Here is a 15,028-nt window from a genome sequence, read left to right on the forward strand (position 1 = left end):
AGGATACGTGCGTTTTTTTACGCATATTATGGAGCATACGTCACGGGCGTGTGCTCTTTTTATGTTTGATCGCTGAGGGTGGTGTGAACGGGTTAGCATTTTTTGCTGAATTTGTTGTGAATCAGAAAGAGAGAAGAGATGATTATATGTTTCAGGTATTTAAAAACTTAGATTGGTTTTTTAAGCATTATTGGAGAAGGTATACATTTGCAATCATTGCATTGATTATTGCAAGTGCAATTGGATTAATTCCTCCAAAATTAGTTGGGATGGCAATCGATTATATTCAATTCGAGACACTTACAGGACAGCTATTATTTTATTTGGTAATAGGATATGTATTACTTACGTTTTTGCATTATTGTATTTCTTTTTTATGGGATTACACATTGTTTGGTGGTGCAGTTATTCTAGAAAGATGGATTCGAAGTAAGTTAATGGCTCATTTTTTAAAAATGTCGCCCCCCTTCTTTGGGAAATTTAAGACAGGGGATCTGATGGCAAGAAGCACCAATGATTTAAAGGCGATTGCGCTTACTGCTGGTTTTGGTGTGCTAACATTAGTGGATTCCAGCATTTTTATGCTGATGATTATTGGTGTCATGGGGTTTACGATTAGTTGGAAGCTTACATTAGCTGCACTTATTCCATTACCTATTATGGCGATTGTCATGAATAAATATGGTGCAGTCATTCATGAACGTTTCACGAAAGCGCAGGCTGCTTTTGGTAATTTGAATAATAATGTGTTGGAATCGATTCGTGGCATTCGCGTTATTAGGGCATTTGTACAAGAAAAACAAGATAAAAAGCGCTTCTCAGATATGACAGAAGATGTGTATGACAAAAATATTGCAGTAGCAAAAATTGATGCTTTATTTGAGCCAACGATCAATATTTTAGTAGGGCTATCTTATACAATCGGGCTTGGATATGGTGCATTACTTGTGTTTGAGAATCGTATATCACTCGGTGACCTCGTTACATTTAACGTGTACTTGGGTATGTTGATTTGGCCAATGTTTGCTGTTGGTGAATTGATTAACATATTACAGCGTGGAAATGCATCGCTTGATCGAGTGAATGAAATTTTAAATTATCGAGCTGATGTGGAGTCTGCATCGGAAGCAGAAGTGGTTGCTTCTGTTACGGACTTGGAATTTGATGATATGTCTTTTTCCTATCCTGATACGAGTCGAAACCAATTGTCCAACATTGACTTTGATGTGAGGAAAGGGCAAACCATTGGAATAGTCGGGAAGACAGGTGCGGGTAAGACCACTCTATTTAAACTATTATTGCGCCAATACCCTGGTATAACTGGAAACATTAAAATATCAGGTGTGCCAATTGAAAAACTGAGTCTGGAGCAAATCCGCAATTGGATTGGCTATGTGCCCCAGGATCAAATTATGTTCTCTAAAACCATTCGGGAAAACATTCAATTTGGTAAGGACGATGCCACAGATGAAGAAATAAAACATGTGATGGAGCTGGCACATTTCCTAGATGATATCAATCAGTTACCAGAAGGATTGGATACGATGGTAGGTGAAAGTGGGGTAACGCTATCCGGAGGGCAGAAGCAACGTGTTGCTCTAGCGCGAGCGTTCATCAAAAATCCAGATATATTGATTTTGGATGATTCGATGTCGGCAGTTGATGGCAAAACAGAAACAAGAATCATTGAACACTTACGGAAAGAAAGAAAAAATAAAACAACCTTTATCGCAGCGCATCGTATGTCAGCTGTTGCTCATGCTGACCTCATTCTTGTTCTTGCCGATGGAAGGATTGTCGAAAAAGGAAACCATGAGGAATTAATGCGTAATCATGGCTGGTATAAGGAACAATACGATCAACAACAGTTGAAGCAAGGGGAGGTGGATGCATAATATGAAACATTCTACAGAACAACGCTTATTTCGTTATGCATTGCATTTCAAACGGAGCATCATCATTGGACTAATTTGTCTTGTGTTTGCCACGGTACTTCAACTTACTGGTCCACTCATTGCAAAGACGATTATTGATGACCATATTCTTGGAATTGAAGGAAGCTGGCAGGAAGTTAAAGCGGATAACGGAAAGGATGCAATTCCTTTTCATGACGGGTTTTACAAGCGTGCTGATCGTGTAACAGCCTCTGATTCCGTTCTTTCAGAAGGAACCATCCTACAAGTTGGACGGGAGTATTACTTTGTTCATGAAGCTGTCTCATTACAAGGAAAACGCAGTGTCAACGGAGAGAATGTTGTGATTGATACTGGCGGAGAAAAACACAACTATGGGGCAACTAAAATAACGTTGGGTGAAATTTATCACTTCTTCCAACCGGAAAAAGGACCGATTTTATTTTTATTAGGTTTATATATGGTGTTGCTCATTATTGCGGGTGTTTTTCAGTTTTATCAGACCTTCTTATTACAAAAAGCATCTAATCAAATTGTGAAGAAAATGCGCAATGATATTTTTTCTCATACGCAACGCATTCCAATTCATTATTATGTGGATCAGCCGGCTGGTAGAATCGTTTCCCGTATTACGAACGATACGGAAGCAATCCGAGATTTATATGAACGGGTGCTGTCTATCATTGTGACCAGTGTCATTTATATGGCAGGCGTTTTTGGAGCACTATTTTTATTGGATGTGAAGCTTGCGGCATTATGCTTATTAATTATTCCATTACTATATGGCTGGATGAGGGTATATAAATATTTTGGTGCCAAGTATAACAAAGTAATCCGTGCGACAATTAGTGAGATCAATGGGAATATAAACGAAGCCATTCAGGGCATGCCAATTATTCAAGCATTCCGACGGGAACGGAAGACAACAGCAGATTATGAAGTGCTAAATGAAAGACATTACACTTACCAAAAGAAATTGGTAAAACTAAGTGCACTCACATCTTATAATTTGGTAACTGTCTTTCGAAACCTAGCTTTTGCTGTTTTTATTTGGTATTTTGGTTCTGCGTCACTTGAAACCAGCAGTGTCATTTCAATTGGTGTTTTATATGCTTTTGTAGATTATTTAAATCGGCTATTTAATCCAGTAACTGATATTGTGAATCAGCTGCCATTAATTGAACAGGCAAGAGTTGCTGGAAGCAGGGTATTCGAATTGATGGACCATCCAAGCGAAACCGAATCAATAGAACCGGTGGACAGATATCATGGGAATATTACCTTTGAGCATGTTACCTTTGCATATGACAATGAAAATAAGGTATTGCATGATATTGACTTTCATATTAATGCTGGCGAAACTGCAGCGTTTGTTGGGCATACAGGTTCAGGGAAGAGTTCAATAATGAATTTATTGTTCCGATTTTATGACCCACAAGAGGGACGCATTTTAATTGATGGAAAAGATACACAGGAATGGACCCGTCAGCAGGTTAGAATGCATATGGGAATTGTATTACAGGATCCATTCTTATTCTCTGGTACAATTCTATCCAATGTTACGATGGATGATCCTGGCATAACACGTGATATGGCGATAGAGGCTTTAAAGGCAGTTGGTGCAGACCGCTTTATAAGTAAGCTGCCTGGAGGTTATGAGGAGCCGGTAACAGAAGGTGGGAGTACTTTTTCGCTAGGAGAAAGACAGCTTATTTCTTTTGCCAGGGCATTGGCGTTTGATCCTGCTATTTTAATTCTTGACGAGGCGACTGCAAATATTGATACTGAAACAGAGAGTCTCATTCAACGTGCACTCGAAGTTTTGAAAAAAGGACGAACAACTTTGGTTATTGCACACCGATTGTCTACCATTCAGCAAGCAGATGCGATTTTTGTTCTGGAACATGGTAAAATAGTAGAACAAGGAAACCATGCAAGCTTAATTAAGGAAAAAGGTATCTACCATCAGATGTATCAGATGCAGCAAGGGAAAACAATGAAAGCTGTGTAGATGCCCCATCGTGCGGGGTGGTCAAGTGGACAATGAAGAAAAAGAAAAACAGTATGCTAATGACCGGGATTCATATACGCAAGATATTATCGATGAGGATTTGTATGAAGAATTTGATGATGAAGAACTGTATCGGCTTGTAGAAGAAGCGCGTCAGGAAGCGCTTCTTCGTGCTGCAAAAGAGAAAGAAAATAAAACACCAAAACGTCCATTTCCGAAATGGGCGTTTTGGCTTATTGTCGTAGCAATGGTATTAAATGTTGGTGCCTTACTTCCACAAACCTTTTCTATTCCAATATTTGAATTTTTAATGACATCCACGAAATTATCTACCAAGGCAGAGATTAAGGAATACAAACAAGCTATTGTAGTAGTAGAAACACAGGATGGCCGAGGGACAGGTTTTTCCGTCTCTAATGATGGAATGATTATTACAAATCATCATGTGATTGAAGGAGCGGACGAGGCAATCATTGGATTTCCAGAGGACGGTTTATTTACTGCAGAAGTGGTAGCTGATTTTCCGGAAATTGATTTGGCAGTACTTCAGTTACAAGAAGATGAACAGCAATTACCCGCTTTAAAGCTTGCACAGGAGCTTACATTTAAGGAGGAGGAAGCAGTTTATTTTATAGGGAATCCGCTACGATTTAATGGAATTGCCAACCAAGGAACAATTATAGATTACATACAATTAAAAAGTTGGAAGGATGGACTTCCCGTTGTCATGATGGATGCTCCTGTTTATCGTGGGAATAGCGGTAGTCCAGTACTAAATAATGAGGGACAAGTAATTGGTGTCGTTTTTGCAACATTGGACCATTCCTCATTTGGAAAAGTGGGATTGTTTGTACCAATTGATTATTTATATGAGGCCGTGAAAAGTCAGCCAATCGATCTATAAAATGAATTTTCCATTGTATCAAGCCGATAAAAGATGGTACCGTTACCGAGATTTAAACAAATTGTAATTGGTTTGAGATAGCCTTGCGATAGTACTAAGTTATTATTAACGTTAGGAATTATACATTACTTGGAAAATAGATAAAAGTTGGTGGAATTCTTGAAGAAAGTTTCGATAAAAAGAAAGTTTTCTTTTTTGACATATATTAAAAATAAACATTATACTACACCCTCAAATAATCATATGATAACGAAATTTATAATAGTCGGAGGTGCTCTACATTGTCGACTTCAAAATCATTAGAGCACACTTCATTAGAAGAAATAGTTGCTGCTGCACAAAAAGGAGATCAGCAGGCGGTTCATTACTTATTAGAGAATTACAAGCCGTTTATCGCTAAATGTGTATCTGAAGTATGCAAAAGATTTATTAATCCAGATACCGACGATGAATTCAGCATTGGTCTATTTGCTTTTCACAGTGCGATAGAATCTTATTCTGCTGATAAAGGCAGTTCTTTTTTATCTTTTGCAAAGCTGGTTATCTCGCGGAAAATTATTGATTATATTCGATCCAATCAAAAATACCCGCAATCTATTTCATTGGATGAAACGTATGATGAAGAAAAGATGGAAAATCCAATGGAAATTATTGCTGTCAAAATGCAATATGAATTGGATCAAGATAATTGGCATCGTAAACAAGAAATTTTAGATTTTAAGCATAAGCTCTCAACCTATAAATTATCTTTTGCAGAATTAACGAAGATTGCGCCAAAGCATAAGGATGCACGGGATTCTGCAATTCGTACTGCCCGTATTTTGCAGCAGGATGATCAATTGAGTGCATTTGTTAAGAAGAAAAAGAAGTTGCCCATTAAAGAATTGGTTAAACAAGTGGATGTAAGCAAGAAAACATTGGAACGGAATCGAAAGTATATTCTAGCGATTTTCATCGTTTTGAATGAGGATTACTTATATCTACAGGATTACTTAAAGGGGGTGGGTAAGTGAATAAAGGCATTATTATGGAAAAATATCGTAACTATTACATCGTCATGACACATGATGGTTTATTTGAAAAGGCTATTCCTATAAAGGATAAGGATATAGGTGCAGAGGTAGAATTTGAACCTTATGAACAGCCGGCATTTTCATTTTCGTTCGGAAGTTGGAAGCTAGCTACGCAAATGATTGCGGTTGTCTGTACATTCTTGGTTATTGGTATTCCGTTCTTTCTTTTGGGAAATAACCATGAAGCCTATGCCTATGTAAATGTGGATATTAATCCAAGTCTTGAGTTGAAGCTGGATAAGCATCTTCAAGTTTCCTCTATAGAGGCATTAAATGATGATGCAGAAGAGCTTTTGCAACACTTCCCGGATTATAAAGGAAAAAAAGTAGCTAAAGTTATCCAGGATATTATGAAGCAAAGTGAATCACACGGCTTTTTGGAGAATGGAAAACAAGCAGTAGTTGGTATTAATTCCTCTGATAAACATGAGCGTACCGTACAGGAAGCTATTGAACATTATTTTGAAGAGAAGCGTATAGATTGGGATATTATTACGTTATTAATTCCATCAGATATTCGCCAGGATGCACTTGAAAAAAATAAATCCATGAATAGCATGATGGCAGAAGTAATTATGGAAAAGCAAATAAAAAATGTAAATGATTTTAATGATAAAGAATTAGCTATTATACAAACATTTTATGAAAATGAAAATAAACAATATGCTGCCATCAACAAAAAGGACGCGGAGAAGGTACTGACTGGCAATTCCGATATTCAAAATGAGAGTCCAAAAAGTAGTGGGATGAATAAAAAAATAACTGGAGAAACAAATATTCCAGCAGGTTCAAAAGTAAAAATAAAACCAGTTCAGCCAAAAAAAGACGAAAATAAAAGTCATGCGACTAAAAAGAAACAACAAGATAATAAAAAGAATGCTCCTCAACATCAAAATGGTAAAAAAGATCAACATACAAAGCAAAACCCTAATACAAAGAAAGCAGATCATCATGGTCATTCTGTAGACAAGAAGAATGGAAATAAACATGTAAATCAGGATAAGAAAGCTAAGGAAAAAAAGAAGAAAGAACAAGAAAAAAAGAAAAAAGAGCGAGAAAAGAAAAAGAAAGAACAACAGAAGAAAAAGAAAGAACAACAGAAAAAAAAGAAAGAGCAACAAAAGAAGAAAAAAGAACAGCAGAAGAAAAAGCAGCATTACAAGAAAAAAGATCAAAAAAACAAGCAGAATCATATTCATAACGATAGAAATAAACAGCCGCAAAACGGAAAGCACAAGAAGGACAAAGAAAAAAATAAACAAAAGCACACACATGGAAAGAAAAAAGGAAATAACGGGCATGGGCATGGAAAAGGAAAGCATCATAACAAGCACCGTCCATAGCCACAAAAGGGAAGAACGCACACCAGCGGTGCGTTCTTCTTTTTTATTTTGTGTTACCGGGGCATATGATTTATATTTTCATAATGGGCTGCGGCTGCTGATTCATGGCATGTTCTAAATAATAAAGCAGCTGGTCATGGGAATGGATAATGGTGCGTTCATCTAATGAATAGTGGTAGGCGTTTAGAAACAGTTGAATTTTTTTGGAAAGCAGATCGTCTTTGGTCCGAACCATGAGAACGAGCAAATCATCCCATTGTCCCCAAAGTGTATAGTATAGTGCCCTGTCGTAATCTGGAATATCCATTTAACCCCTCCTTCGCCGATTTAGGGCTACGCTTAGTTTCCCCGCATTATATATTATTTTCAAAAACAATTATGGTGTGAATCCCATTTAAAGGATAACAAGAAAATCGCATAAATCATTTTTGAAACTACATACTAAAATCAAAAGCGAAAGGAGGAATATACAACATGAAATGGAGATTACTTGGTGTCGTTGCCTTTTTGGCAATTATCCTTGCTGCATGTAATGGCATGAATACGGACAGTAAAAATAATGATAAAACGAATGATAATGTGGAGCCTACACGGTATAACACCAATCAGAATAGTGGTGCAAATGATTGGGATCGAAACCGGAATGACAATCGTTTACAGGATGGTAATATAGAGCGAACCGGTAATAAAGGGGACCGTCAAGAGGATTATACCGTTGCTAAGGAAGCAGCTGATAAAATCACCCGTGACATTCCCGAAATAGATCGTGCCTATGTATTAACAACAAATAAAACTGCTTATGTTGCAGCAGGATTGAATGCGGATAATAACCGTAATGAGGGCAATCGCAGCGGCGAGAAAATGGGAACTCGAGATAGTGACCATGCTGGAACAAGAAATAAGGACAATGCGGACCCAGGAGATAATCTAACAGATGATGTAAAATCTCGTATTGGCGATATCGTAAAGTCCGTCGATAACAACATCGATAATGTTTATGTTTCCACAAACCCTGACTTTTTTGATCTAACGAATAATTATGTAGATGATATGGAAGAAGGACGTCCGATTAGAGGATTCTTTGACCAATTCGGAAATATGGTTGAAAGACTGTTTCCACAAAATCGTCCATAACTGACAGGGAGCAAAATCAAATGATTTTGCTCCTTTCTTTATTTCCCAATCGCATCGGTTGAAAAGCAAAATGAGTTTGCATATAATTCTAACTAATATGAATGCGGAGGGAATAGAAATGAATAAAAAAATGAATGTAGAAAGCTTTAATTTAGATCATACAAAGGTAAAGGCACCTTATGTTCGGTTAGTAGATGTGACCAAGGGGAAACATGGGGATAAGATTCATAAGTATGATATTCGCTTCAAACAACCGAATAAGGAACATATGGATATGGCTGCACTGCATTCCATTGAGCATTTAATGGCAGAAAATATTCGTAATCATACGGATCAAGTATTAGATATTGGTCCAATGGGATGTCAGACTGGTTTTTACTTATCTTTGTTAAATCAGGCAGATGATGACGATGTATTGGAGCTATTTGAAAAAACATTGCAGGACGTGCTCCAAGCTGATGAAGTCCCTGCTTGTAATGAGGTTCAATGTGGCTGGGCTGCTAATCATAGCTTAGAAGGTGCCAAGCAGCTTGCACAGGAGATGTTGGAAAAACGTTCTGAGTGGCATCAGGTGTATGTAAAGTAATGGAAAGAAGTCATGCCACACCGTTGTATGATAAAATATGAGGTAGTTCATATTGATGGAGGTCATAGACATGCAGGAACAAGTTTCCAATTATTTAACAGAACATCGAGAACGTTTATTGGATAAGTTAAATACATTTTTATCTATCCCAAGTGTGAGTACAGATAGTGCACATCAGGCTGATATTAAGCATGCAGCTAATTTTTTGGAAACATATTTAAAAGAAATTGGTTTTGAAGCAGAACAGTTGGATACACAAGGGCATCCTTTGGTTTATGCACAATATAATCAAGCTGGTTCAGACGCACCAACCGTATTATTTTATGGACATTATGATGTACAGCCGGTCGATCCGATTGACCAGTGGGATAGTGATCCTTTTCAGCCGGAGGTACGGGACGGTCGCTTATACGCGCGTGGTTCAAGTGACGATAAGGGACAAGTTTTTATGCATTTAGCGGTTTTCGAGGCATTTATGAAAACGATAGGGAAGTTGCCGATTAATGTAAAGGTTTGTATCGAAGGCGAAGAAGAAATTGGTAGTGAGAATTTGTATCAGATTTTACAAGAGAAGAAAGAACAATTTCAAGCTGACTTTTGCGTGATTTCCGATTCAGGAATGATAGCAAAAAATCAACCAACTATTTTATATGGTTTAAAAGGATTTACTGGTATAGAAATTACGGTAGATGGACCGGATCATGATTTACATTCTGGAATGTATGGCGGCGCTGTACGAAATCCTATTATGGCATTATCACATATTTTAGCATCGATGAAAAATGAAGACGAAGTGATTACAGTAGCTGGTTTTTATGATGGGGTTGAGCCATTATCATCAGAAGAAAGAAAGCTAATTGCAGAGGTAGAAGGCGAAGATTATGAAGCCGCAACTGGTGTTCCGCAAACTGTATCAGAAAAAGGATATACGGCAAAAGAACATACAATGGCTAGACCAACATTTGAGGTCAATGGGGTGTTTGGTGGCTACCAGGGTGAAGGAACCAAAACCATTATCCCTACTTCAGCTACTGCCAAAATAACATGCAGACTCGTTCCCGGACAAGATCCAGACCGTATTCAACAACTATTAGAACAACATGTTCAACAGGTAGCTCCAAAAGGTGTAACTGTTCATGTCAAAAAAGAAAAATTGTCCTCTAAAGCATATAAAGTAGAACCAAATCATCCACTGATTAAAAAGGCTGCTGAAAGCTACACAGAAGCCTTTGGCAAGGAAACCCTGTTTATTAGAATGGGTGGATCGATACCTGTTGTAGAATGGATAGAGGATATTTATCAAATTCCAATTGTTTTACTGGGTTTTGGTACACCAGAGGATCGTTTGCATTCACCAAATGAAAGCTTTCCATTGGATAGCTATGATAAGGGCATGGAGACGTTGGTCCATTATTGGACAAAGATTCAACATAATGAAATGAAATAGAATCGACCCTATATACCACATCATTTCCTTAATACAGCTTCATTATAATATAAAAATCCAAATTGAAAATCTGCTCTATGTCAGCAGATTTTTCAATTTGGATATACGTTATGAAAGGTATGGGTTAATTGAAACCATTCCCGAATCCGCAGGCACCTACAATGATTAATAATATAAACAATACTACAATCAAAGCAAAGCCTGTGCCGAATTCTCCTCCACAGCCACCACCGTAGCTCATGTTCCGAACACCTCCTTTATATCAACATGGCGAAGGTTTACCACCAGCCGCCACCGTATCCGCCGCCGCAGTAATTGTCGCCATAATCATAGGTACCTTGATTGCCATATCCGCTGGCGCCAACAATCACCAGAAGGATAAACAATACTACCACAAAAGCAAAGCCATTATTCCTTTTCTCTCCTTGTTCCTTGCTCATTATCCCACCTCCCTTCTTACCAATGTATGATTGGGATATATAAGGTGTTAGGGCGAATGTCCCTATAACTGGGAAAAAACCTATTGTTTCATATGGTTTGCTCTGCAGAAAAAATAACTTTATGATAAACTTTAGATTGATTGTTTATCGCAGTGCAGCCGTCAGTAAGACTCCGACTTTAAAAATTCGAAGGAAACTAAGAATTGCTGACAGTAAAGGCTCGATTACTAACAATCAGTGGGGGATAGGGGAACGAAGACTAACCCTACTACACGCTGTGGTAACGTCTGGATAATCTACTTCCTGTGTAGGCCCACCCCCATTGATTGAAGTTTCACTTTTCATGGTTCACGTCGGAATAAGCTGTAAACATAATATGTATATGTAGAAAATGGATGGAAAGGAACATGTATGATGATTACACGAAAAAGTAAAAGAGAAATTGAGCAAATGCAGCAAGCAGCAGATATTTTAATTGCTTGTCATAAAAAAATCGCAGAGATGATCAAACCAGGTCTTACGACAATGGAAATTGAAGATTTTGTAGAAGACTTTTTAAAACAACATGATGCAACTCCAGAACAAAAAGGATTTAGCGGATATCGCTACGCTACCTGCGCTTCCATTAATGATGAAATTTGCCACGGTTTTCCACGGCATGAAAAATTAAATGATGGGGATATCGTTACTATTGATATGGTGGTAAATTATAAGGGGGGATTAGCTGATTCGGCATGGACATATGCTGTTGGCAATGTGGATGAAAAGGGTAAGCGTCTCATGGAGGTTACCGAAGAATCCTTGTATCGTGGAATTGCCGTTGCTAAAGCAGGTAATCGAATTGGTGACATTGGCCACGCCATACAAAGCTATGCAGAGGCAGAGGGTTTTTCTGTTGTACGTGACTTTACCGGCCATGGTATAGGACCAACCATTCATGAAGAGCCACATATACCGCATTTTGGATTACCTCATAAAGGACTACGGCTAAAAGAGGGAATGGTCATTACAATTGAGCCGATGATCAACGAAGGTACATGGCAAAGTCAAATGGATGATAATGGCTGGACGGCAAGAACAACAGACGGCGGACGTTCGGCACAGTATGAGCATACAATTGTTATTACAGCAGACGAACCGCTCATTTTAACAGAACAAAATCCAAAATAATGAATAATGAAACGAATTATAACAAAAAGACAGCTGCCTCACGCTGTCTTTTTGTTATGGTTTTTTATCGATCAACAGCCAGTAAAGGCCTGTTTGTTCAACTAACAATCAATGGGGAAAGTGCGAAACGCCCACTGATTGAAGTTTCACATTAACTTCAATTTGTTGGATGATGTTTGATTCCCTTACCACCAAATAAAACGGTAATGATGGGACTAAGCAGACAGAAAAAGGCGAATGGTAAATAGGTGAGTACAGGTACGCCTAGTACATCAGCGATAAATACCCCACAAACACTCCATGGTACAAGTGGATTGATAACCGTTCCAGCATCTTCAAGTGTTCTGGACAGCACCTTATTCGGAATCTGTTGTTGCTGGTAAATATTTTTATACGTTTCACCGGTCAGCATGATGGATAAATATTGCTCACCAATTAGTACGTTAATGCCGATAGCAGTTGCTGCTGTAGACAAAATAATGAGTCGCAGCTTTTTTAATTTCGCTTGGATAGATGCAAGCATGGTTGGAATAATCCCGGTTACAAATAGTAAGCCGCCAAACCCGAGTGCAAGAATGACAAGTGATACAGTAAATAACATACTGTTCATTCCGCCTTTCGATAATAAATCATTTACCGGTTCAAAGTTCGTTGAAGCGGTATATCCTTCAAACCAATACTCCCATAGCTGAGTGAAAGGAATATGATTTACGATAAAAGCAAGACTAGTTGCAACAAGGCTGCTCACTCCAATTGCAATAAAAGCTGGGATTTTATAAATGGTACAAATAATAAGTACAATTAATGGGATCCAGGAAGTCCAGTGAATCAATTGTGTTTCAGCTAGTGCTGATTGATAGCTTAGTGCTGCTTCTGGAGAAATTTGCCCCTTAGGTGATAGAAAAACATATATTATAAATGAAATAATAAATGCTGGTATGGTCGTTAAACTAATATGCTTTATATGCTCAAAAAGATCAACCTGCACAATTGTCGAGGCAAGGTTTGTTGTATCGGACAATGGAGACATTTTATCACCAAAAAAGGCTCCAGACACTACTGCACCCGCAGTGATGGCCAAAGATGCATCGTTGGCACTTGCCATTCCAATGAAAGCAACACCGATTGTTGCAGTAGTTGTTAACGAGCTACCGAGCGATACACCAATCAACGCAGTAGCTGCAAATACGATGGCATAAAACCATGTACCACCAATCAGTTGAAACCCTACATTCATGAGTAAAGGTATGGTTCCACTTACCATCCAGCTACTAATCAATATGCCAATTAATAAAAAAAGAAATATAGCCCCCATGCCAGTTTTAGCACCATCTACCATGGCCAATTGTAAATCTGAGAAAGAAATTCTTTTTATCAGTCCAAATACAATTAGTAAAAATATTCCAAGTAAAATCGGAATATGTGGTACTGTTCCTAATCCAATAATAAAATAACTTATGATTCCAATGATTAATATCGATAAAAGTAATGATTCTATAAGCAATGGCTTATGTTTGGGTTCAATGGGAAACATATTGATTCTCCTTCATGATGTAAATTAAAAAAGCTCCGTCCCCAAAAATAGGGACGAAGCTTACTCCGCGATACCACCCTGATTGACAGTTCTAATGAAACTGTCCAGCTCAATCGGTTAAATCCATTCAAACAAAATGTGTAATTCAATCATTTATCTGCCAGAGTTTACATCATCCACTCTGTTTCTTTATGCTGCTTGATAAATATTTACTGCGCATTTTTGGATTTATATGCAATATATGATTGTAAATTACTATACAGCTAGTTGTTTGCTATTGTCAATCCTTGAAGTTTGAAAATGAAGTTCTTTTTATATTTCGAGAAATCAGTTATAATGATTAGAATTTCATGTGTGCGAGAAGAGGTAGAGGCGATATGGAACAAATGGATATCAAGCAGCACCGTTCACAGCGAGTGATGATGCTGAGGCGTGGAATGACAGTTGGAATACCAATTATGTTAGGTTATTTACCAATTGCTATTACATATGGTGTACTTGCCAAACAGGCGGGCATGAGTCTTGTAGAATTAACCTTCATGAGTATACTTGTGTACGCAGGAGCCAGCCAATTTATGGCAGCAAATATGATTGCAGTTGGAGCAGGAGCAATGGAAATTATTATTGCAACTTTTGTTCTTAATTTTAGACACTTTGTGATGAGTTTGTCGTTTACCAATCGATTGCGTTCCGTTGGGATCAATTGGAAAGCACCACTTACGCTAGGGCTGACGGACGAATCTTTTGCGGTTTCCAGTATGCATACAAAAGAACCAGGGATGGATAAAGGCGGCTATTTTTATGCAGGCATATTTATTACAGCCTATATCTCATGGATTGTAGGTTCTTTTTTAGGTGGTGTACTTGGTGAAGTTATTCCGGAAAACTTAAGTCAAAGTATGGGCATTGCATTGTACGCTATGTTTATTGGTCTGATTGTGCCAACGGTAAAGAAAGAATTAAAGGTTGGACTCATTGTCATTATTGCAATGTTAATTAACACATTATGTATGGAGTTATTTCATATGAGCTCTGGCTGGGCTATCGTAATTGGTACAGTTTTCGGCGGCTTCTTTGGGATATTTTTATTGGAGGAGGAGCAAGCATGATTTTTGCAATTATTATTGGCATGTCACTGGCCACAATGATACCAAGGATTATACCTGCATTTATTGTGGACAAGCTGCGATTTCGTGATTGGGTAAATCGCTGGTTAAATGCAATTCCTTTTGCCGCACTTGGTGCTTTGGTTTTTCCGGGAATATTGACTGTGACACCAGATAAGCCCCATATCAGCATCATTGGAGGGTTAACAGCGGTTGTATTAGCATATTTGGGTGCACATGTTATTTTAGTCGTTATCGGAGCGATTGTAACTGTTTTCATTCTCTCAACGTGATATATTAGAATAGAAATAGATGAAATCTAAAACTGTCGAGCAGGATATGTTTGTACAGTCCAGAGGGGGATTAG

General features: G+C 38.0%; 15 protein-coding genes. 11 read left to right on the top strand and 4 right to left on the bottom strand.

Annotated features, from left to right (window positions below):
- Positions 1 to 146 precede the first annotated feature (146 nt).
- The 5 genes from DX933_RS00240 (at position 147) to DX933_RS00260 (ending at position 7,244) form a co-directional block, all read left to right on the top strand.
- Entirely contained in the window at positions 147 to 1,895 is a 1,749-nt protein-coding gene (locus tag DX933_RS00240; protein WP_123314562.1) for an ABC transporter ATP-binding protein, read from the top strand.
- Between the two features lies 1 nt (position 1,896).
- Positions 1,897 to 3,924 carry an ABC transporter ATP-binding protein gene (locus DX933_RS00245; RefSeq protein WP_123314473.1) on the top strand — a complete coding sequence of 676 codons (2,028 nt, stop codon included), beginning with the start codon at positions 1,897 to 1,899 and terminating at the stop codon, positions 3,922 to 3,924.
- 10 nt (positions 3,925 to 3,934) lie between these two features.
- The gene (locus DX933_RS00250) at positions 3,935 to 4,828 is read left to right on the top strand and encodes a S1 family peptidase (protein ID WP_223805826.1); all 894 of its coding nucleotides are present in this window, start codon (positions 3,935 to 3,937) and stop codon (positions 4,826 to 4,828) included.
- A gap of 281 nt (positions 4,829 to 5,109) precedes the next feature.
- A complete protein-coding gene (gene sigI, locus DX933_RS00255) occupies positions 5,110 to 5,841 on the top strand; it encodes an RNA polymerase sigma-I factor (RefSeq protein WP_123314474.1) in 732 nt (243 codons plus the stop codon).
- Positions 5,838 to 7,244, top strand: coding sequence for an anti-sigma-I factor RsgI family protein (locus DX933_RS00260; RefSeq protein ID WP_123314475.1), 1,407 nt, complete (start codon positions 5,838 to 5,840; stop codon positions 7,242 to 7,244). Before sigI ends, DX933_RS00260 begins: the two co-directional genes overlap by 4 nt.
- Positions 7,245 to 7,314: 70 nt before the next feature.
- On the opposite strand, the gene DX933_RS00265 is transcribed toward DX933_RS00260, so the two are convergent.
- Entirely contained in the window at positions 7,315 to 7,551 is a 237-nt protein-coding gene (locus DX933_RS00265; RefSeq protein WP_123314476.1) for a YhdB family protein, read from the bottom strand.
- A gap of 167 nt (positions 7,552 to 7,718) precedes the next feature.
- Here DX933_RS00265 and DX933_RS00270 point away from each other — a divergent pair, with 167 nt between their 5' ends.
- The 3 genes from DX933_RS00270 (at position 7,719) to DX933_RS00280 (ending at position 10,411) form a co-directional block, all read left to right on the top strand.
- Positions 7,719 to 8,378, top strand: a complete 660-nt coding sequence (locus DX933_RS00270) for a YhcN/YlaJ family sporulation lipoprotein (protein WP_123314477.1) — start codon at positions 7,719 to 7,721, stop codon at positions 8,376 to 8,378.
- A gap of 118 nt (positions 8,379 to 8,496) precedes the next feature.
- Positions 8,497 to 8,964 carry an S-ribosylhomocysteine lyase gene (locus DX933_RS00275; protein ID WP_123314478.1) on the top strand — a complete coding sequence of 156 codons (468 nt, stop codon included), beginning with the start codon at positions 8,497 to 8,499 and terminating at the stop codon, positions 8,962 to 8,964.
- Positions 8,965 to 9,034: 70 nt separating this feature from the next.
- Positions 9,035 to 10,411: a dipeptidase gene (locus DX933_RS00280; protein ID WP_123314479.1), complete on the top strand. Its 1,377-nt coding sequence runs from the start codon at positions 9,035 to 9,037 to the stop codon at positions 10,409 to 10,411.
- 124 nt (positions 10,412 to 10,535) lie between these two features.
- On the opposite strand, the gene DX933_RS00285 is transcribed toward DX933_RS00280, so the two are convergent.
- Both DX933_RS00285 and DX933_RS00290 read right to left on the bottom strand, forming a co-directional pair.
- On the bottom strand, positions 10,536 to 10,652 hold the full coding sequence (locus tag DX933_RS00285; RefSeq protein ID WP_123314480.1) for a YjcZ family sporulation protein: 117 nt from the start codon (positions 10,650 to 10,652) through the stop codon (positions 10,536 to 10,538).
- Positions 10,653 to 10,689: 37 nt separating this feature from the next.
- Positions 10,690 to 10,851: a YjcZ family sporulation protein gene (locus tag DX933_RS00290; RefSeq protein WP_123314481.1), complete on the bottom strand. Its 162-nt coding sequence runs from the start codon at positions 10,849 to 10,851 to the stop codon at positions 10,690 to 10,692.
- Between the two features lie 414 nt (positions 10,852 to 11,265).
- On the opposite strand from DX933_RS00290, the gene map reads away from it, so the two are divergent.
- Positions 11,266 to 12,021 carry a type I methionyl aminopeptidase gene (gene map / locus DX933_RS00295; protein ID WP_123314482.1) on the top strand — a complete coding sequence of 252 codons (756 nt, stop codon included), beginning with the start codon at positions 11,266 to 11,268 and terminating at the stop codon, positions 12,019 to 12,021.
- Between the two features lie 157 nt (positions 12,022 to 12,178).
- Here map and nhaC read toward each other — a convergent pair whose 3' ends face one another.
- Positions 12,179 to 13,555, bottom strand: a complete 1,377-nt coding sequence (gene nhaC, locus DX933_RS00300) for a Na+/H+ antiporter NhaC (RefSeq protein WP_123314483.1) — start codon at positions 13,553 to 13,555, stop codon at positions 12,179 to 12,181.
- A gap of 386 nt (positions 13,556 to 13,941) precedes the next feature.
- Here nhaC and DX933_RS00305 point away from each other — a divergent pair, with 386 nt between their 5' ends.
- Both DX933_RS00305 and DX933_RS00310 read left to right on the top strand, forming a co-directional pair.
- Entirely contained in the window at positions 13,942 to 14,664 is a 723-nt protein-coding gene (locus DX933_RS00305; RefSeq protein ID WP_123314564.1) for an AzlC family ABC transporter permease, read from the top strand.
- Entirely contained in the window at positions 14,661 to 14,954 is a 294-nt protein-coding gene (locus tag DX933_RS00310) for an AzlD domain-containing protein (protein WP_123314484.1), read from the top strand. The genes DX933_RS00305 and DX933_RS00310 overlap by 4 nt, the downstream gene beginning before the upstream one ends.
- The last annotated feature ends 74 nt before the right edge of the window (positions 14,955 to 15,028 follow it).

The organism is Ornithinibacillus gellani (assembly GCF_003730295.1).
In the GTDB taxonomy this organism is placed as follows: Bacteria; Bacillota; Bacilli; order Bacillales; family Amphibacillaceae; genus Ornithinibacillus_A; species Ornithinibacillus_A gellani.

Coding starts and splice junctions, on each gene's coding strand:
- DX933_RS00290 (WP_123314481.1), bottom strand. CDS start 10,851: ATGAGCAAGGAACAAGGAGAGAAAAGGAATAATGGCTTTGCTTTTGTG.
- DX933_RS00275 (WP_123314478.1), top strand. CDS start 8,497: ATGAATAAAAAAATGAATGTAGAAAGCTTTAATTTAGATCATACAAAG.
- DX933_RS00285 (WP_123314480.1), bottom strand. CDS start 10,652: ATGAGCTACGGTGGTGGCTGTGGAGGAGAATTCGGCACAGGCTTTGCT.
- DX933_RS00310 (WP_123314484.1), top strand. CDS start 14,661: ATGATTTTTGCAATTATTATTGGCATGTCACTGGCCACAATGATACCA.
- map (WP_123314482.1), top strand. CDS start 11,266: ATGATTACACGAAAAAGTAAAAGAGAAATTGAGCAAATGCAGCAAGCA.
- DX933_RS00270 (WP_123314477.1), top strand. CDS start 7,719: ATGAAATGGAGATTACTTGGTGTCGTTGCCTTTTTGGCAATTATCCTT.
- DX933_RS00240 (WP_123314562.1), top strand. CDS start 147: ATGTTTCAGGTATTTAAAAACTTAGATTGGTTTTTTAAGCATTATTGG.
- DX933_RS00280 (WP_123314479.1), top strand. CDS start 9,035: ATGCAGGAACAAGTTTCCAATTATTTAACAGAACATCGAGAACGTTTA.
- DX933_RS00265 (WP_123314476.1), bottom strand. CDS start 7,551: ATGGATATTCCAGATTACGACAGGGCACTATACTATACACTTTGGGGA.
- DX933_RS00305 (WP_123314564.1), top strand. CDS start 13,942: ATGGATATCAAGCAGCACCGTTCACAGCGAGTGATGATGCTGAGGCGT.
- nhaC (WP_123314483.1), bottom strand. CDS start 13,555: ATGTTTCCCATTGAACCCAAACATAAGCCATTGCTTATAGAATCATTA.
- DX933_RS00245 (WP_123314473.1), top strand. CDS start 1,897: ATGAAACATTCTACAGAACAACGCTTATTTCGTTATGCATTGCATTTC.